A 17,376-nucleotide genomic window follows, 5' to 3' on the forward strand; every position below is an offset into this window, starting at 1 on the left:
TCGGATCGCCTGTCGGCTGACGGCTGTTGTCGTCGTCCTTGGCAGTGTCGGCCACAGATTGAGACGGGCCACGCCATGACGTCAGACGCACACCATGAAGGCGCGCCGGAACCTGCCATCGTCGCCAATGGGCTGATCAAGCGCTTTGGTGACGTGACTGCCGTTGCCGGGATTGATCTCGTCGTGCCGCGCGGCATGATCTTCGCCATTCTCGGCCCGAACGGCGCCGGCAAGACGACGCTGATGCGCATGCTCGCGACGCTCACCGTGCCAGATGGCGGCGCAGCCACGGTGATGGGTCATGATCTGACTGCCGCGCCCGATGCCGTGCGCAGCGCGATCGCCATGACCGGTCAGTTCGCCTCGCTCGACGAAGATCTGACGGGCCGCGAGAACCTCATCCTCATCGCGCGGCTCTGGGGCTTCAAGGGCCGGGCAGCGCGCGAGCGCGGCGACGAGCTTCTCGCCGCCTTCGATCTTTCCGACGCGGCAACAAAGCAGGTGAAGGATTATTCCGGCGGCATGCGCCGGCGGCTTGATATCGCCGCATCGCTGATCGTAACGCCGGGTGTGCTCTTTCTCGATGAACCGACGACAGGTCTGGACCCGAAAGCGCGGCAGGGCGTGTGGCGGATGATCCGAGGGCTCGCCGACAGCGGCGTCACCATCCTTCTGACAACCCAATATCTCGAGGAAGCCGACCAGCTTGCCTCGCGCATCGCGGTCATCGACCATGGGCGCAAAATCGCCGAAGGCACGAGCCGCGAGTTGAAGGCTGAGACCGGTTCCGGCTTCCTGCATGTGGCTCTTGCCGATCCCGCGCATCTCGACCGCGCCGCAGCGGTCCTCGAAACGCAGCTGCAGAGTTCCGTTCAGAGATCGGCGGAAGGTGCGACGCTGTCCATCATCGCGGAATCGCCAGAAGCGGCGAATGCTGCCCTGGCGACTTTGATCGCCGAAGGCATCGCGCTCGCCGATTTCTCCATGGGGCAGCCGACGCTGGACGAAGTGTTCTTCGCGCTGACGGGCGAGCGCACCACCACGGACATGCCGGAAAGGGAGGCTGCGGAATGAGCGATCGACCGATGAACGATCTGCCGGACACGGCCGGCCTCAGACATGTCGCCCGGCCGCCGAAGCCGTCCGCGTTCTCCAACGCGCTCGTTTTTGGCTGGCGGGCCGTCCTGAAGTTCAAGCACGTGCCGGAGCAGCTTTTCGATCTGGTTATGACGCCGATCATGTTCACGCTGCTCTTCACCTTCGTGTTCGGTGGAGCGCTTGCGGGTTCGACGGGGGACTATCTGCAGTTCTTCCTGCCGGGCATTCTCGTCCAGACCGTCATGTTCAACTCAGTCTATTCCGGCATGGGGCTGTCCACCGATCTCGGCAAGGGGCTCTTCGATCGCTTCCGTTCGCTGCCGATCTGGCCGCTGGCGCCTTTTGCCGGGCTGATGGTGGGCGATATCCTGCGCCATCTGATCGCCGCGACGATCATCCTGACCATCGGGCTGATCCTCGGCTACCGGCCAGAGACGGGGATCCTCGGCGTGTTCGGCGCCTTTGCGCTGCTTGTCGCGATCGGCTTCGGCATGGGCTGGATCTTCATGGTGCTCGGACTTTTGATCCGCACGCCGACAACGGTGATGACGATGGGCTTCACCTTCCTCTTTCCGCTCGTCTTCGCCTCCAACATCATGGTGGATCCGGCGACGATGCCCGGCTGGCTGCGGGCTTTCGTCGACGTCAATCCGGTGAGCCTGATGACGACGGCGATCCGCGGGCTGATGAATGGCGGCGGCAGTTTCGCCGATGTGGGCCTGGCTCTGATCGCGCCCGCACTGGTAACGGCGATCCTCGCGCCGGTGACCCTGATGCTCTATCGGCGGCGCTGAGGTCTTTCGCCACCGTCCTGTTTGGGCCATAGAGCTAGGAGCGTTTCCAGGTGAAGCGGATGCCGGTTCACCGCCCGGCGACGCGATCAATCAACGCAAAGAGCGATTGATCCATTCGAAGACGGGCGAAGTGCGCCAGGAGCGCGGTTCGACCGGCCACAACGGGGAGTGACGAAGAGTTCATGCATGATTTCAGTCTTCTCGACTTCAGTCCCCTTGTCATCATCGATGGTCGGATGGAGGCGGTACCGGTCGAAAAGCGCAGGGATATCGCATCACGGGAGCGGCTGAAGCTGCGCGACAAGCCGCCGATGATGGAAATCGAAGGTCTCGTCCTCAAGCGTCCGATCACGCGCATCTTCGAAAAGGAGGTCTATCTCTCCGGCCTCAAGCTCAAGGATGCCGAGAACCAACGCGTCGTAGCGATCGGTCGCCCCTACGAGGACCGCTTTCACCTCTACAATTACATCATCCCTGAAACGGGCGCTTCCTTTGCCAACCGGGCCCTGACACCGGGTGCGTGCGTGCGGCAGATCGTGTTGCTCGCGGTCGCCTTGCTTATCGCGTTCGGAATGGCCTTCTTTTCACTCGGCTTCTTCCAGCGCAGCATCTTCATGGGTCTGATATGGCTGACCGCCGCGGTGGTTTTCCTCTCGGTCGCCAAGCATTTCTGGGAGCAATACAAGGCGGATCGGATGCTGGCGAAGTATGTGAAGCGGCTGTGAAGCGAGGGCTTCAGCTCACCGGTGTGTATTGCGACTTTTCATTCAAGAAGTCGGCGATGGCTTAAGGCAGCACTTCATGCAATTGCAGCACTAGAGCATGATGAGCATTCGTGAACATCTGGGCTCATGCAATCAAAGATTGCGGGCAATTCTCCGATATCAATCTGGCTCCCAAACACTGGGGTGGTTATAAAGAGCCGGCAGAGCGATGCGCTGATCGCCGGGCCGCGCCCGCAGTTCAGTTTGGATCGCTACCTTCTGCCGATAGAGTTTCTTGTAGAGCGCCAAGCGACCATCGATGTCTGCCTGCTCCATCCTGAGCGCGACATCTGCGAAGTTAGCCACAAGCGCATCAACCTTTGTACTTGATGGATCAGGTACAGTTGTCATGGCTTGAGCACTCCGAACTTCTGCAAGGCCCTTAGGCCCTCGCGTCTCTGCTCCATCCAGGATCTTGCCATAAGGAAAGCGCGAGGGCTTTCGCCTCCGTAATCATCATTCGGTCTGGCCTACCATCGATTAATCAGCCAGTGCCGCATCCGCGGTATCAACACGATGTTGTCAGGATCATTGATCATATCCTCGGAAAAACCGCTCAGTCTAGCAGTCGATCGTTCGACGATGTGGTGTCTGTCATAGCCCGCCAATGGCGTTTTCGCTCTGTTGAGCAGTTCCTCAAGCGTGCGTGGGGCATCGCGATAGGATTCGATCAGCGGAAGTCTGTCATACAGCCAATGTCCGATCGTGATTGCTCGACCCCAGGGCGTCGCTCGCCACGCGTTGCGCGCGATCCATTCTGCGACCCGTATAGCGATGCGCGTTCTTTCTCGCGAGCTACGGGGGCGCGGGTCAGGAATCTCCGGCCAGTCATCCGGTGGTTCGGACGGATCAAAGTTCGCTGCTAGCGCAGGAAAATCTTCGTCGGCCGTCGACTGAGCGGGGATCGATTTGCCGATTGCCCGTCTGCGGTCGTGGAAAACGGGCGTCCGCGCGCGGCAAGTCTCCCGCTTGCCTCTCCCAGCGTCCTCGGCTATCACTCCTTCCATGAGCAAGAGGCGCAACACGGCTGGATCTTTCCGCGGCATGGGCATTTCGTCCGTGTCCTTCCGTGCGCGTACGCTCAGCTCGCTTCTTCTTCTCGGCCTTACGCGCGGTTGCCGGGTCCTTTGAGGAGCGCCCGGCGGCCGTAGAGGCTTTGCCGGCAACAGCTCCTTATCCCTTTGACACTGCCAGTGAATTGACCGATTGAGGTCCCGCTTGTGCGCTGTTTCTGCCCCTTTGTCGGGCAGCGCGTTTGAAGCGGAGGAGACGGAGACGAGAGCCATGACTGTCCACGCCAAGCAAGAGACGCCTGCTGCCCGCATTCAAAAGGGCATGCCGAGCGCGCCGCAGAAGTACCAGCCCTATCCGCAGATCGATCTCTCCGACCGGACCTGGCCGTCGCGCCGGATCGAGAAGGCGCCGATCTGGTGTTCGGTGGATTTGCGCGACGGTAATCAGGCGCTGGTCGACCCGATGGGGCACGATCGCAAGGAGCGCATGTTCAAGCTTCTGCTGGACATGGGCTTTCCGGAAATCGAGATCGGCTTTCCATCGGCCTCGCAGACGGATTTCGATTTCGCGCGCTGGTGCGTAGAGCAGGGCAATGTGCCGAGCGACGTCTCGCTGCAGGTGCTGGTGCAGTGCCGCCCGGAACTGATTACGCGCACCTTCGAGGCGCTGGAAGGCGCGCACCGTCCGATCGTCCATTTCTACAATTCGACATCGGAGTTGCAGCGCCGCGTGGTGTTCCAGAAGGATGTTCGCGGCATCAAGGAAATCGCCACCGACGCGGCGAAGATGATCATGGACATGGCGTTTAAGGCCGGCAGCGGCGCGGATAGCTACCGGTTCCAGTATTCGCCCGAGAGCTTTACCGGCACCGAACTCGAAGTCGCGCTCGAAATCTGCAACGCGGTCGCCGAGATCGTAAAGCCGACAGCCGACAACAAGCTGATCATCAATCTGCCGTCGACGGTGGAGATGTCGACGCCGAACATCTATGCCGACCAGATCGAATGGATGTGCCGCAACCTCGACAACCGCGAGAACCTGATCATCTCGCTGCATCCGCACAACGACCGCGGCACCGGCATCGCTGCCACCGAGCTGGGCTTGATGGCCGGCGCGGACCGTGTCGAAGGCACGCTTTTCGGCAATGGCGAGCGCACCGGCAATGTGGATGTGGTGACGCTCGCGCTCAACATGTTCACCCAAGGCGTCGATCCTGAGCTCGATTGTTCCGACATCGAGCGCATGAAGGCCGTCTACGAATATTCCAACCAGATGACGATCGCCGAGCGCCACCCTTATGTGGGGGAACTCGTCTACACCGCGTTTTCCGGCTCGCATCAGGATGCGATCAACAAGGGCATGAAGGCGATCAAGGTCGCCAACAAGCCGCTCTGGGAAGTGCCGTATCTGCCGATCGACCCTAAGGATGTCGGCCGCACCTACGAGGCTATCATCCGCATCAACTCGCAGTCGGGCAAGGGCGGCATCGCCTACATCCTGCAGGAGGATTACGGGCTCAACCTGCCGAAGAAGCTGCAGGTCGAGTTCCGCGAAGACATCCAGCGCATCACCGACGAGGAAGGCAAGGAACTGCCGTCCCGCCGCATCTATGATCGCTTCATGGAGCGCTATGTCGGCCAGCCGGGTTCGCGGCTCTCCTTCGTCGATCATCACACCTATGCGGATGGATCGGTGAAGGGCCGCCGCATCGTTGCCGCCGAAATCACGGATGGAGGCGAGACGAAGCGGATCGAAGGCAAGGGCACCGGTCCCGTGGACGGGTTTGTCGATGCGCTCAACAAATATCTGGGCATCGAAATGACGGTTGCCGACTATTCGGAGCATTCGATGCAGCATGGCTCGAATGCGGCCGCCATCTGCTACATGGAGATGGAGCACGATGGGCGCACGATCTTCGGCGTCGGCGTGAATCAGAACATCGTCGCGGCCTCACTCGAAGCGATCGTCTCGGCGGCAAACCGTATCATCGATCGAAGCGGTGATGCCGGATGACGGCGGGGAAGGCTAGCGCCGACCAGTCCGAGACACCGTTGTTTGCCGCGACGGAAGGAGATCCGACGGCACGGGCGCCCGTCGTCTTCCTGCACGGCTTCGGCGGATCGGCGGATGTCTGGACAGAGGTCGCCGCCGCCATCGCCGTCGAACATCCGACGGTCGCCTATGACCTTCCGGGGCATGCGCGTTCTCTTGCATCTGCCGGCATCGGCGGGGCAGGGCGGATGGCGAAGGCGATCGCGGCCGATCTCGACAGCCGCGGCATCGCCGGCGTCCATCTTGTCGGGCATTCGATGGGCGGGGCAGTGGCGGCGCTTCTCGCCTTGCGCGACCCAGACCGGGTCGCATCGCTGACGCTGCTCGCCCCCGGCGGGTTCGGGTCGGAGATCAACCATCGGCTGCTTGAGCGCTATGCGCAGGCGGCCGATGCGCACGCCATTCGGCTTGCGCTTGAGGAAATGTATGGCTGGAACCGGCCGATCAGCGATGCGACCGTGGAGGCTTACGTGGCCTTGCGGGCGCAGCCCGGTGCCATCGAAACGCTGCTCGCGATCCATGACACCATGACCACGGGTACCGGCCTCGACCGGCGGCAGGGCATGATCGCGCGTGCCGATCTCGAAACGCTGACGATGCCGGTCAAGGTGCTCTGGGGTACGCAGGACCGCGTCTTGCCGACGCGCCAGGCACATCGGCTGCCACCGCTTTTCGCAGCCCATGTCTTCGAGGATACGGGGCACATGCTGGTCGACGAGCAGCGCGACGCGGTCATCACATTGGTTCGGCAATCGGTCAAAACCGGGGGCTAGCTCTCTCGCGCCGCCGCCGTCTCCCTCGCCAAGACCGCTCGCGGTGTGTTAATAAACAGTTAAGCCAGCCTTCTGGCTCAGCGAGGGTTCTGCGTGATGAGCGATCAGTCGAGATCTGCGCGCCAGCGGCGCCTTTCGGAGATCATCCGAGAGGTGAAGGTGGCGGCTGCCGAGCGCGACGACGTGGTCGTCGACATGCGCGATGCGGATCGGGCGCGTCTGGAACTGCTCGCCCAGGAACTGGAGCCCGTCATCGCCGACGTGCCGGCGCAAGACGACCAGTTCGATTTCGCCCTGTCCTCCGGCCTGCAGCCACGGTTCTGGATCGACGCGGTTGCGCATGTGCACATGGCGCGCGACCGGCGCACCTATCGCTTCGTGCGTGACACAAGGCTTGGCCGCACGCTCATGAGCGAAACCGCCGACATGGCGGAGACGGCGGACGCCGTCTCGCGCTACATCGCCGAGCGGATCATCCAGCGCCAGCGCCTGCTCGAAGGCGATTTCGAAGCAATGCGGACGTCTTACGAGACCGAAATGCGCTCAGGCGGACGCCGGTTGCCGGATCGACGTGATCGTGCAGAGCATGACGGCGCAGATGCGCCATCGGTCGCGGCCACGAACGCCCCGTCGTCACCGGCCCCTCAAGCGATGCCAAGCACCGAGCGGGTACCGGCCATCAATGCAAAAAGCCTACTTGTCGGCGTCATCTGGTTCCTGAGCGGTTGCATACTGGGCGGCCTGCTTTTGATGGCGTCGTTCGCCGATCGCTTCCTGCAGCAGTGACGCGCTGTCCTGGCCGAGTGCCGGGTCGATGTGGCCTGGCGGAACCGTCTCGGGCCGCATCAGGTCGTCGTCGCTGATCCGGATCGGCTTGTCGCCGCCATCCTCCGGCAGCTGGAAACGTTCCAGCCGGCACTGCCAATCGTCCGGCTTCCCATCGATCGAAAAGTAGTTGTAGGTCGCCGTCGGTTTGGCGCCGCCCGGCCCCTGGCTTGCAGAAGCGATGCCGACCACGGGTACGAGCCCGCCCGGCGAAGGCAGCCAGTGGATCGTGTTGAGGTGCGTGTGGCCGTGCAGAACCAGTTCGGCGCCGGCATCACGCAGCACGCGCGAAAAACGCCCGATGCCGATCATGCGCTTGTGCCAGATCGCCGCGCGCCGGACCGGCGGGTGATGGATCATGACCACGCGAAACAAGCCGGCGTTTTTAGCCTGCTTCAGCAGTTCCACCGTGCGGCGGGCCTGCGGAATGCCGAAATAGCCGCTTGCCACGAAGGGCGGCGTCGCGGTGGCTGTCGAAATGCCGATCAGCGCAACGTTGTCGCGAACGCGCATGAAGGGAAAGAGCCCGTTGTCGGGCCGGATCAGGCGCTCGTCGTCGCTCGTCATATAGCTGCGCCAGGCTTCGGCCACCTTGTCGTAGGCGCCGGGCACGTAGGCATCATGATTGCCAGGCACCACCGACGTGCTCAGTCCGTCGCCGATGGCCTCCAGCCACGCGGTGGCGACCTCCACCTCGTTGTCGGTGGCGAGATTGACCAGATCACCGGTGATGGCGAGGTGGTCGGGCTTCTTTTCGAAGATGTCGTCGAGCAGCGCTTCCAGCACATTGCCGAACAGCGCCTTGCGCCGATGGCGCCGCCAGTTCACATAGCCGGTGATGCGCTTGGATGCGAGTTCGCGCATGGAGGGGACGTGTTCGAGCCCCAGATGGATGTCGGAAATATGAGCCAGCCGAAACATTCAGGCACCGATCCAGAGCTGCGTCAGGCCGAACCGACGGGTTTCGATCTGCGTCGATTGGCGCGACGCTTGCGGCTGAGGCTCTATCATGTCTTCTTCCTGGTCAGGCGACCGATGACGCTTGGCGTGCGTATGCTGGCATTCGATCGGGATGGCCGAGTTTTTCTGGTGCGGCACACCTATGTGAGCGGGTGGCATCTGCCGGGTGGGGGCGTGGAACCCGGCGAGACGGTTCTGCAGGCGGTTGAAAAGGAACTTTTCGAAGAAGGCAACCTCACGCTGGTCGAAGCGCCACGGCTTGCCGGCATCTATCTCAATCGCGGAGCAAGCAGGCGGGATCATGTGGTCCTTTATCACTGTGCGCTCGTGGCGCAGGAACGCGCCAAACAAGCGGATCGCGAGATTGCCGAGGCGGGGTTCTTCGACGTGGATGCCTTGCCGGAGGGAACGACCCCGGCCACTCGGAAAAGGCTGGCTGAGCTCAATGGTTCCGAAGCCTCTCCCTATTGGTAGGCCGGCGGTCAGGCAGCCTGCGCCAGATGACTCCTGCCATGCGGTGCATCGTAGTCCAGTGCAGGGCCGACGGGCACGATGCCGGTCGGGTTGATGGTGCCATGGCTGCCGTAATAGTGCCGCTTGATGTGTAGCAGGTTAACGGTCCCTGCGATGCCCGGCATCTGGTAGAGTTCGCGCATGTAGCCTGAGATGTTCGGGTAATCGGCAATGCGGCGCAGATTGCATTTGAAGTGGCCGACATAGACCGGATCGAAGCGGACCAGCGTCGTGAAGAGCCGCCAATCGGCTTCCGTCAGGCGCTCGCCGACGAGATAGCGATTTTTCGCGAGACGTTCCTCGACTTCATCCAGCGCATCGAAGAGAGCGACGAAATGCTCTTCATAGGCTTCCTGGGTGGTTGCAAAGCCGCATTTGTAGACGCCGTTGTTGATCGCGTCGTAGACCAGCGCATTTATCTCATCGATCTCGCCGCGCAGCTCCTTCGGGTAGAAATCGAGTGTGTCGTCGCCGATGTCGTCGAAGGCGGAATTCAGCATTCGGATGATGTCGGCGGACTCGTTCGAAACGATCGTCCCGCGCTCCTTGTCCCAGAGCACCGGCACGGTAACCCGGCCGGAATAGACCATGTCGGCCTTTGTGTAGACCTGCCACAGCTTCGAAAAGCCGAAGAGGTGATCGACCGTGCCGCCGTCGCGGTCTTTGAACTCCCAGCCATTCTCGCCCATGTGGTAGTCAACCACCGAGACCGAGATGGCATCCTCGAGCTTCTTGAGCTTGCGGAAGATCAATGTGCGATGCGCCCACGGGCAGGCGTAGGACACATAGAGGTGATAGCGGCCGGCTTCGGCCTTGAAGCCTTTCTCGCCGGTTGGTCCGGCGGAGCCATCGGCTGTCACCCAGTTGCGAAACTGCGATTCAGAGCGCTTGAAATGCCCTTTCGTTTCCTTGGTGTCGTACCAGACGTCCTGCCATTGACCCTCGACGAGCAAGCCCATTTACCGATCTCCATTATTTTAGCGTCTTGTGAGCATTGTAGGCGGAACGCAGCTCTTCAAGAAACGATGCAGCGAAGACAGTCTGTTTTTCCTGTTGGCGGTGGCGCGAGCCCATGCTATCGCCGCGATGCCCTGACCTTGGGGCGATAGGAAGCAGCTTTGCATCAGTCGACCAGACAGCGACGATCCTGATCGTTCCCGTGCCTCGCAAGAGGGCGCGGCGCACCCTCGTTGCGGTTCATTGCTGGTCCAGCCTTCATGCACAATTCCGATATCGTCTATCTGACCGAAGACCCGTCGCACGACGGTATCATTCAACTGATCAACCAGGAAGCATTCGGACCGGGGCGCTTCACCCGCGCCGCGGAGCGTGTGCGCGAGCAGGGGCCGCATGATCGTCGCTTGTCTTTCGTCGCCAGCGAGAACGGCGCGATTGTCGGTTCAGTGCGGCTCACCCCCGTGCTTGCCGGGGGTGTAAAGGCGCATCTGCTCGGTCCGCTGGCCGTCCGACCGACGCACAAGAACCGGGGGATCGGGCGGGCGCTCGTCGCCATCTCGGTCGGTCGTGCGCTCGATCAGGGCAGCGAAGGCGTCATTCTCGTTGGAGACCCGCCCTATTATCAGCCGCTTGGTTTCGAGCCGGTGGCGATCGGGACGCTGGCATTTCCCGGCCCTGTCGATCCATCGCGCATTCTCATCGCCGGCTGCTCGCCGACGGCCCGCGTAAAGCTGAAGGGCACCGTCGACTGGCGGGCATAAGCGAGCGATCCGCGATCAGCGGCCTTCGCGATACCAGGTCGAGCCGAGTGCCAGGAGCAGCAGCGCCAAGCCCAGGAAGCCCGAGAAAAGCGGAATGCGGTTGACGCCGATCAGGACGGTTTCGTCCGTGACCCGCAGCGGCATGCGGCCGGAGCCGGTATCGCGCACGGCGCCACGCACCGGCAGGATTGTCGGAAGCTCGTTGCCGGAGACGCGGGTGACCGACCCGCCGGTCTCGCGGGCGATCGGCTGAAGCAAGCCTTCCGTCGAGACTGTGGCGCGGAATTCCGGTGCGTCGATCGCACCGATGTGGGCAAGTGCCGTCAGATCGCCATTCGCCACTTCGAACAGGCCGACCTCTTCGGTTTCAAGCTCGGCTCGGAACAGACCTTCCTCGGCCTGCGAGAGGGCGAGATCGATCACTTCGCCCGCCGGTGTCGTCACGGAGGCCGGCGCTGGCTCGTCGCCCATGGTCTGGCGCTCGACGATGAGCGTGCGGCCGCGAGCGCGCGCCGTCAAAGCCTCTTCCTCGAGCGATGGCTCCTTCATCAGCCAGTGCGCGACACGGCGATAGAGATCGACATGTGGGCCGCCGCCTTCGAAGCCGCGCGCCCACAGCCAGCCGTGGTCGGAGAGCAGCATGGCGACCCGGCCTTCGCCCGTGCGGTCGAGGACGAGAAGCGGCGATCCATCGGGACCGTCGAGCACCGTGTTGCCCTCCGGCGCATCCACTTCGACGGCGCGGAACCAGCGGCCCCAGGAGGGCGGTTCCTGCTCGCTTCCCGGCAGGTCGCGTGTCACGGGATGCTTCCGGCCATCTTCGGAAAGGCGCGGGAAGAAGCCAACATCGTTCACTTCGCCGGTCGGCATTGCGGGCAGAACCGGTGCAAGCGGGGTCGTTGCGATCGACTGAGAGCCCGCATGTTCGGGACCGGCGGCAATCAGAAGCGCGCCGCCTGCTTCGACATATTGGGCGATGTAATCGTAATAGAGCACAGGCAATACGCCGCGCCGCTGGTAGCGGTCGAACACGATCAGATCGAATTCGTTAATCTTCTCCACGAACAATTCGCGCGTCGGGAAAGCGATCAGCGACAACTCGTTGATCGGCGTGCCGTCCTGCTTTTCCGGCGGGCGCAGAATGGTGAAATGGACGAGGTCCACAGAAGCGTCCGACTTCAGCAGGTTGCGCCATGCGCGCTCACCGGAATGCGGCTCTCCGGAAACGAGCAGAACGCGCAGGTTCTCCCGAATGCCTTCCAGTTCCATCACGGCGCGGTTGTTGGCCGGCGTGATCTCGTCGTCGAGCACGCCGACCTCGAATTCGAGGATGTTCTTGCCACCGCGCGGGACTTCGAAGCTCAGGCGCTCTTCATTGCCGACCGTGACGGCCGCGTTGGCGATGTCTTCGCCGTTCAATCGCACCGAAACGGAGGCTGGCTCGCTCGATGGCTGACCATCGTCGATGACGCGGTAGCGCACCGTCTGCTCTTCGCCGACGATGCCGAACCGCGGGGTCTCGATCAACTGAATCCGCCGATCCACTTCGTCCGGATGTCCGGTAACGAGCGCATGGATCGGCGCATCGAAGCCAAGGGCCGCGGCATTTTCGGGAATGTCGTGAACTTGGCCGTCGGTGATCAGGATTGCGCCGGCAAAGCGGGATGTGGGGACATCCTGGATCGATGAGGAGAGGGCCTCGAACAGCCGGGTCGACGGCACTTCCTCATTCTCGTCGGTGCGACTTTCAACGACGCGAACATCGAAGCGGCTCTGGCGCTCGAGCCGTTCGGTCAGTTGCTGCAGCGTGTCATCGGTTTGCTCAGTGCGCTCGAGCGAGTTCTGGCTCTGGCTGCGATCGACCACGACGCTGACCACGCTTTGAAGTGGCTCGCGCTCTTCCTGGTAGAGCACCGGATTGACGAGTGCCATCAAGAGGGCCGCGAGCGCCGCCACGCGCAGGATGCGACCGCGTGCGCCCTGCACGAAGAGGCCAACTGCCACCAGCACGGCGCCAAGCGCCAGGGCGACGAGGGCGTAGAAGGGCAGCAACGGGGCGAAATCGAGTGTCATGGGACGGGGCGCCTCACTGGCCGAGCCGCTCGAGCAGGGCGGGAACGTGCACCTGGTCTGTCTTGTAGTTGCCGGTCAGCATGTACATCATGATGTTGACGCCGGTCCGGTAAGCAAATTCGCGCTGGGCGGGGTCCGCCGGAACCGTCGGATAGATCGGCACGCCATTGGTGTCGATGGCCCAAGCGCCGGCCAGATCGTTGCCGGTGATGATGACCGACGTTACGCCATCGGCGGATGTCATCGTGCGCGTTTCACCGGCTTGCGGCAATTGCTCGATCCACATTTCGCCGCCGCGGTACCGGCCCGGAAAATCCGGAAGCAGATAGAAGGCCTTCGTCAGCACGTGATCTTCCGGCACGGGCTCGAGCGGCGGTATGTCGAGGTCGGCCATGATGGCCCGCAGGCGATCGGTCTCCGGGCTCGCCGCATTGCCGAGGCCGGAGAACTGGTCGCGGGTATCGAAAAGAACGGTTCCGCCGGCCTTCATATAGGCGTCGATCCGGCTGATGGCCTGCGCGCTCGGCATTGGCGCGCTGGCGCTGACAGGCCAGTAGATGAGCGGGAAGAAGGCTAACTGGTCGGTTTCGATATCGAGACCTGTCGGAGCGCCTGGTTCGAGCGACGTTCGGTAGGCCAGGAACTCGGCGAGCCCAGCAAGGCCGCGCTCGGAGATGCGGTCTACCTCATCCTCGCCGGTCAGTACGTAGCCAATCCGGGTGGTGTTGAGTTGCTCCAAGATAATGTCGTCGCCGGCGCGCGTATCGTCCGTCTGCGCTGTCGCATCGGGTGTCAGCGCAAGCGACACTGCAAATATAGCGACCATGCCAGCTGCCGTGCGGCCGAGTGCGGGCGATCCGATCCGCAGACGCCGTGCGAAGCCGGCCATGAGAAGAACGATGGCGCTATCGACGAGCAGGAGGATCATCGCGGCGGTGAAGAGATGCGGGCGCAGCGACATGGCATTGTCTGTCCCGTAGCCTGTCCGCGTTGCGGAAACGGCGTCCGGCCAGGCGATAAGTTCGAGCGCATCGCGTGCGTCCATCAGGTTGAGCGCGATGAAGCCATCCTCGGTGCCGTAAAGACCGGGCGGATTTTCCGGGCTGACTGTGGGCGCTTCGTTTGAGAGCACGAGCGGACGGGCTTCGCCCGATGGCGCGATCAATTGGCCGGCGGCGTCGAGCAGCCGATAGGGCGGCAGGGATGCCTGTTCGCCCGCGCTGCCACCGGCCGGCTGGCCGCCAGCACTGGACAGCATGACTGTCCGGCGCAGCATCTCGACGAAATCGCCGGAGATCGGCAGGTTCGACCAGGTCGCTTCGGCCGTGACGTGGAAAAGCACCGTGCGGCCCTCGCCGATCTGGCGGGTGGTAACGAGCGGCGTTCCGTCTTCCAGGCTGGCCCAGGTATTGGCGGAAAGCTCCGGCGAGGGCTGCGCGAGCACCTGCCGGTTGACGACGATGTTTTCGGGCGGCGGCATTCCGGCGAAGGGGCCCTGATCCGGATAGGGCGCAAGATTTTGCGGCTCCGTCCATGACATGGCGCCGCCGAGCGCGCGCTCGCCCTGACGCAGCGTCACGGGGATAAGGGGATCGTTTTCGTCCGCGCCGGCAAGCCGTGGCCCGGCAAAGCGCAGGAGCAGGCCACCGTCTTCCACCCATTCGGTCAGCGGGCCGTAGACATCGTCCGGCAGGGTGCCGATGTCGGCCATGACGATGACCGACGGGTTGGTCTCGATGAGCTCGGGAATGGCAACCGACAGTTCCGGATCGCGGGGTCGCACGATGTCGGCAAAGGGTTCGAGCGCGCGTTCGATGTAATAGAGCGGGGCGAGCAGCGGCTGCGCGAGGTCAGCGGAAGCGCCCGAAAGTAGCGCCACGCGCCGGCGGCGGAAGCTATCGTCGAGCAGATAGGCGGAGCCGGCGCTGCGGATCCCCGGGATCGCGAAGCGCGCGAAATCATTGCGGAGTTCGAACGGCGCCCGGATAAAGCCGGTGCCCGTGGTCTCGCCATCCGCGAAATCGATGCTGCCCTCGGCAATCGCTCGGCCCTGAATGTCGTGCGCATTGAACGGATAGCTCACGGCTCCAGCAGCCACCGGCCGCTGCGCTTCGACGACGAAGGCGTCGGCGCCATTCTCGGCATCGACGAGCGCGACGGCATCGGGTCCGTCTTCGAAGAGCAGGACCGACGCCGCACCGATCGCTTCCAACTGTGCGGAAAGTCGGTCTGTCTCTTCCCCGTCGGACGTAACGCCATCGCTCAGGATCGCCAAAGTGCCGGGCGCAGTGCCACCGAGCGTGTCCGCCACAGCTGCAAGCGTGCGGGCACGGTCGCCATGCTGGGGCAGGGCGCTTGCAGCCTGCAAGCGCTCGAGTGCCTGGGCGGCCGAGCGGGGGGTCGCGTCATGGGTCGCGTCGGCGGTGAAGACGAGCGAGACCGGAATTTCGCTTTCCTCAGCGTCGGTGATCAGCCGGGATGCAACCGAGACGCGGTCTTCCCAATCGGCGGCCGTCGCCCAGCCATTGTCCATGACGATCAGCAGCGGCCCCGCGGTCGATATGCTGTTTTCCCGCGGATTGAGGATCGGATCGGCAAGCGCCATAATGATGAAGCCGGCGATGGCAAGCCGCAGAAGCGTTAGCCACCACGGGCTTTTCGACGGCGTTTCTTCGCGCTTCATCACGCGCGCGAGAATCTTGAGCGGCGGGAAGATCTCAGCCTGGGGGCGCGGCGGCGTCAGGCGCAGCAACCACCAGATGACCGGCAGGGCGAGCAGGCCGAAAAGCACGAGCGGCGCGGAAAAGGCGAGCGGCAGACCGAGCATCAGCCAGCCCTCGCCAAAGTCGTCGCCGGCATGCCGGACAGGTGCATGTGCAGAGCGACGAGCGCCTCCGATGCGGGCCTATCCGTGCGGTGGGTCGTGAAGCTCCACCCCAGGCGTCTGAGTGCGCCACCCAGGACTTCCCGTCGTGCGAGATAGGCGTTGCGGTACTCTTCGCCGGCCGTCTCCGCGCGCCCGAGCGTCAGCTTGCCGCCGGTCTCCGGATCGACGAATTCCGTTCGTCCGGCATAGGGGAATATTTCTTCCACCGGATCGCAGACTTCCAGCACATGGCCGCGGATACCGCGCTTTGCCAGCGGTGCGAGCGTTGCCAGCACATCTTCAGGTGGATCGAGGAAGTCGCTGACGACGACGATGTCGTTGCGGGCGGCGACACGTGTGAGATCGGGAAGAGCCGTGCTTGGCGGTGCGAGAACCAATGCGCCCGCCAGCCGTTCGGCCGCGTTGCGTGCTGCCACCGGCTCCATCGCGCCCGGATAGGCGATGCGTTCACCAGACCGCGACAGGATTTCCGCCAGCGCCAGTACGACGACGAGCGCGCGGCTTTCCTTGGAGACCTGACCCAGATCCGATTTGAACATCATCGAAGCGGATGCGTCGGCCCAGAGCCAAAGCGTGTGCGCGGCTTCCCATTCGCGGTCGCGCAGATAGGTGTGGTCGTCGCGCGCGGAACGGCGCCAATCGATGCGCGACAGGCTTTCACCGGGAGCGTAAGGGCGAAACTGCCAAAAATTTTCGCCGATGCCCCTGCGGCGGCGGCCGTGCCATCCGGCGATGACGCTGTTGGAAACCCGGCGCGCTTCAACGAGGCAATCCGGCACAAGCGCAGCGCGCTGGCGCGCACGCGAAAGCGCCTCGCTGCTCGATGTGGGTTGAACCGTTTTTCCGAGGGCTGCCATCAGGATCGCTTCGCTTACCGCCTCGCTCTTGATTTCACGAGATCGGCGATCACGTCGCGCAGGCTCATGCCTTCCGCGCGCGCTGCAAAGGACAAGGCCATGCGGTGTTGCAGCACCGGTTCGGCCAGCGCATCGACATCGTCGATCGAAGGTGCAAGCCTGCCATCGTAGAGAGCTCGGGCACGGGCGCAAAGCATCAGCGCCTGGCCGGCACGGGGGCCGGGGCCCCAGGCGACATGCCGGTCGGTGGCCTCGTTGCCGTTGCCGGGCCGGGCCGCGCGCACGAGCGAAAGGATGGCGTCGACCACGGTTTCGCTGACCGGCATCTGGCGGATGAGCGCCTGAATTTCCTGAAGACGCGCCGCATCGAGCACCGCCGAAGCATCGCTCTCACGCACACCTGTAGTTTCGAGCAGGATCTGGCGTTCGGCTTCGAGCTCGGGATAGCGCACGTCCACCTGCATCAGGAACCGGTCGAGCTGTGCCTCGGGCAGGGGGTAAGTGCCTTCCTGCTCGAGCGGGTTCTGGGTCGCGAGCACGTGGAACGGGGCAGGCAGATCGTTGCGCTCGCCGGCGACGGTCACGTGATATTCCTGCATCGCCTGCAACAGAGCCGACTGGGTGCGGGGCGAGGCACGGTTGATTTCGTCTGCCATCAGAAGCTGCGTGAAGACAGGGCCGCGCACGAAGCGGAAGGAGCGCTTGCCGCTGTCATCCTGGTCCATGACCTCCGAGCCGATGATGTCGGACGGCATGAGGTCGGGCGTGAACTGGATGCGGTTGGCATTGAGACCGAGCACGGTGCCCAGCGTCACGACAAGCTTGGTCTTGGCCAGCCCAGGAACGCCGACGAGCAGCGCGTGACCGCCTGAGAGAATCGCGAGCAGCGTTTGCTCGACCACGCTGTCCTGGCCGAAGATGACCTTGGCGACTTCCGCGCGAATGCGGGCGATGTCTTCCAGTGCCTGCTCGGCGGAGCGAACGATCGCCTTTTCATCCAGCGGCGTGGCGGTCGGTTGCATGGCGCCCATTGGGTCGAGGCCCTTTC

15 protein-coding genes and 1 pseudogene are annotated in these 17,376 nt (G+C 63.3%); 8 read left to right on the forward strand and 8 right to left on the reverse strand.

What is annotated here, in order from left to right; all coding sequences use genetic code 11:
• The first annotated feature begins 75 nt into the window (after window positions 1-75).
• The 3 genes from PU133_RS07350 (at window position 76) to PU133_RS07360 (ending at window position 2,617) form a co-directional block, all read left to right on the forward strand.
• Window positions 76-1,074, forward strand: coding sequence for an ATP-binding cassette domain-containing protein (locus tag PU133_RS07350; RefSeq protein WP_404864110.1), 999 nt, complete (start codon window positions 76-78; stop codon window positions 1,072-1,074).
• Window positions 1,071-1,892 (forward strand): ABC transporter permease, encoded by an 822-nt coding sequence (locus PU133_RS07355; protein ID WP_404864111.1) that lies wholly within the window; start codon window positions 1,071-1,073, stop codon window positions 1,890-1,892. Before PU133_RS07350 ends, PU133_RS07355 begins: the two co-directional genes overlap by 4 nt.
• A gap of 182 nt (window positions 1,893-2,074) precedes the next feature.
• Window positions 2,075-2,617, forward strand: coding sequence for a hypothetical protein (locus PU133_RS07360; protein ID WP_404864112.1), 543 nt, complete (start codon window positions 2,075-2,077; stop codon window positions 2,615-2,617).
• Window positions 2,618-2,776: 159 nt separating this feature from the next.
• Here PU133_RS07360 and PU133_RS07365 read toward each other — a convergent pair whose 3' ends face one another.
• A complete protein-coding gene (locus PU133_RS07365) occupies window positions 2,777-3,007 on the reverse strand; it encodes a DUF2019 domain-containing protein (protein WP_404864113.1) in 231 nt (76 codons plus the stop codon).
• Between the two features lie 119 nt (window positions 3,008-3,126).
• The gene (locus tag PU133_RS07370) at window positions 3,127-3,702 is read right to left on the reverse strand and encodes a hypothetical protein (protein WP_404864114.1); all 576 of its coding nucleotides are present in this window, start codon (window positions 3,700-3,702) and stop codon (window positions 3,127-3,129) included.
• Window positions 3,703-3,940: 238 nt separating this feature from the next.
• On the opposite strand from PU133_RS07370, the gene leuA reads away from it, so the two are divergent.
• The 3 genes from leuA (at window position 3,941) to PU133_RS07385 (ending at window position 7,281) form a co-directional block, all read left to right on the forward strand.
• Window positions 3,941-5,683, forward strand: a complete 1,743-nt coding sequence (gene leuA / locus PU133_RS07375) for a 2-isopropylmalate synthase (RefSeq protein ID WP_404864115.1) — start codon at window positions 3,941-3,943, stop codon at window positions 5,681-5,683.
• Complete coding sequence (locus PU133_RS07380; protein ID WP_404864116.1) at window positions 5,680-6,495, forward strand: alpha/beta fold hydrolase; 816 nt, start codon at window positions 5,680-5,682, stop codon at window positions 6,493-6,495. Before leuA ends, PU133_RS07380 begins: the two co-directional genes overlap by 4 nt.
• Before the next feature lie 96 nt (window positions 6,496-6,591).
• Entirely contained in the window at window positions 6,592-7,281 is a 690-nt protein-coding gene (locus tag PU133_RS07385) for a hypothetical protein (RefSeq protein WP_126009126.1), read from the forward strand.
• Between the two features lie 96 nt (window positions 7,282-7,377).
• Here the strand turns inward: PU133_RS07385 and PU133_RS07390 are convergent.
• Window positions 7,378-8,241, reverse strand: a pseudogene (locus tag PU133_RS07390) (metallophosphoesterase family protein); the annotation flags it as partial.
• Between PU133_RS07390 and PU133_RS07395 the strand changes: the two are divergent.
• The gene (locus tag PU133_RS07395; protein WP_404864117.1) at window positions 8,224-8,754 is read left to right on the forward strand and encodes an NUDIX domain-containing protein; all 531 of its coding nucleotides are present in this window, start codon (window positions 8,224-8,226) and stop codon (window positions 8,752-8,754) included. The pseudogene PU133_RS07390 and the gene PU133_RS07395 sit on opposite strands and share 18 nt — an antisense overlap.
• A gap of 8 nt (window positions 8,755-8,762) precedes the next feature.
• On the opposite strand, the gene PU133_RS07400 is transcribed toward PU133_RS07395, so the two are convergent.
• Window positions 8,763-9,752: a glutathione S-transferase family protein gene (locus tag PU133_RS07400; RefSeq protein ID WP_404864118.1), complete on the reverse strand. Its 990-nt coding sequence runs from the start codon at window positions 9,750-9,752 to the stop codon at window positions 8,763-8,765.
• A 258-nt stretch (window positions 9,753-10,010) separates the two neighbouring features.
• Here PU133_RS07400 and PU133_RS07405 point away from each other — a divergent pair, with 258 nt between their 5' ends.
• Complete coding sequence (locus tag PU133_RS07405) at window positions 10,011-10,511, forward strand: GNAT family N-acetyltransferase (RefSeq protein WP_404864469.1); 501 nt, start codon at window positions 10,011-10,013, stop codon at window positions 10,509-10,511.
• A gap of 15 nt (window positions 10,512-10,526) precedes the next feature.
• On the opposite strand, the gene PU133_RS07410 is transcribed toward PU133_RS07405, so the two are convergent.
• From PU133_RS07410 to PU133_RS07425, 4 genes are read right to left on the reverse strand one after another with little or no spacing between them, the layout of a single operon-like run.
• Complete coding sequence (locus PU133_RS07410) at window positions 10,527-12,584, reverse strand: hypothetical protein (RefSeq protein WP_404864119.1); 2,058 nt, start codon at window positions 12,582-12,584, stop codon at window positions 10,527-10,529.
• A 13-nt stretch (window positions 12,585-12,597) separates the two neighbouring features.
• Complete coding sequence (locus PU133_RS07415) at window positions 12,598-15,411, reverse strand: DUF4159 domain-containing protein (RefSeq protein WP_404864120.1); 2,814 nt, start codon at window positions 15,409-15,411, stop codon at window positions 12,598-12,600.
• A complete protein-coding gene (locus PU133_RS07420; RefSeq protein ID WP_404864121.1) occupies window positions 15,411-16,328 on the reverse strand; it encodes a DUF58 domain-containing protein in 918 nt (305 codons plus the stop codon). The genes PU133_RS07415 and PU133_RS07420 overlap by 1 nt, the downstream gene beginning before the upstream one ends.
• 14 nt (window positions 16,329-16,342) lie before the next feature.
• Window positions 16,343-17,359 (reverse strand): AAA family ATPase, encoded by a 1,017-nt coding sequence (locus PU133_RS07425; RefSeq protein ID WP_404864122.1) that lies wholly within the window; start codon window positions 17,357-17,359, stop codon window positions 16,343-16,345.
• Between the last annotated feature and the right edge of the window lie 17 nt (window positions 17,360-17,376).

The sequence above is a fragment of the Georhizobium sp. MAB10 genome (genome assembly GCF_045012825.1).
In the GTDB taxonomy this organism is placed as follows: Bacteria; Pseudomonadota; Alphaproteobacteria; order Rhizobiales; family Rhizobiaceae; genus Georhizobium; species Georhizobium profundi.

Excerpts from the sequence above, each read along its gene's own strand:
- PU133_RS07395 (WP_404864117.1), top strand. The coding sequence starts at position 8,224 with ATGAGCCAGCCGAAACATTCAGGCACCGATCCAGAGCTGCGTCAGGCC.
- PU133_RS07405 (WP_404864469.1), top strand. The coding sequence starts at position 10,011 with ATGCACAATTCCGATATCGTCTATCTGACCGAAGACCCGTCGCACGAC.
- PU133_RS07400 (WP_404864118.1), bottom strand. The coding sequence starts at position 9,752 with ATGGGCTTGCTCGTCGAGGGTCAATGGCAGGACGTCTGGTACGACACC.
- PU133_RS07370 (WP_404864114.1), bottom strand. The coding sequence starts at position 3,702 with ATGCCGCGGAAAGATCCAGCCGTGTTGCGCCTCTTGCTCATGGAAGGA.
- PU133_RS07410 (WP_404864119.1), bottom strand. The coding sequence starts at position 12,584 with ATGACACTCGATTTCGCCCCGTTGCTGCCCTTCTACGCCCTCGTCGCC.
- PU133_RS07350 (WP_404864110.1), top strand. The coding sequence starts at position 76 with ATGACGTCAGACGCACACCATGAAGGCGCGCCGGAACCTGCCATCGTC.
- PU133_RS07355 (WP_404864111.1), top strand. The coding sequence starts at position 1,071 with ATGAGCGATCGACCGATGAACGATCTGCCGGACACGGCCGGCCTCAGA.
- PU133_RS07385 (WP_126009126.1), top strand. The coding sequence starts at position 6,592 with ATGAGCGATCAGTCGAGATCTGCGCGCCAGCGGCGCCTTTCGGAGATC.
- PU133_RS07425 (WP_404864122.1), bottom strand. The coding sequence starts at position 17,359 with ATGGGCGCCATGCAACCGACCGCCACGCCGCTGGATGAAAAGGCGATC.
- PU133_RS07420 (WP_404864121.1), bottom strand. The coding sequence starts at position 16,328 with ATGGCAGCCCTCGGAAAAACGGTTCAACCCACATCGAGCAGCGAGGCG.
- PU133_RS07360 (WP_404864112.1), top strand. The coding sequence starts at position 2,075 with ATGCATGATTTCAGTCTTCTCGACTTCAGTCCCCTTGTCATCATCGAT.
- PU133_RS07415 (WP_404864120.1), bottom strand. The coding sequence starts at position 15,411 with ATGCTCGGTCTGCCGCTCGCCTTTTCCGCGCCGCTCGTGCTTTTCGGC.
- leuA (WP_404864115.1), top strand. The coding sequence starts at position 3,941 with ATGACTGTCCACGCCAAGCAAGAGACGCCTGCTGCCCGCATTCAAAAG.
- PU133_RS07365 (WP_404864113.1), bottom strand. The coding sequence starts at position 3,007 with ATGACAACTGTACCTGATCCATCAAGTACAAAGGTTGATGCGCTTGTG.
- PU133_RS07380 (WP_404864116.1), top strand. The coding sequence starts at position 5,680 with ATGACGGCGGGGAAGGCTAGCGCCGACCAGTCCGAGACACCGTTGTTT.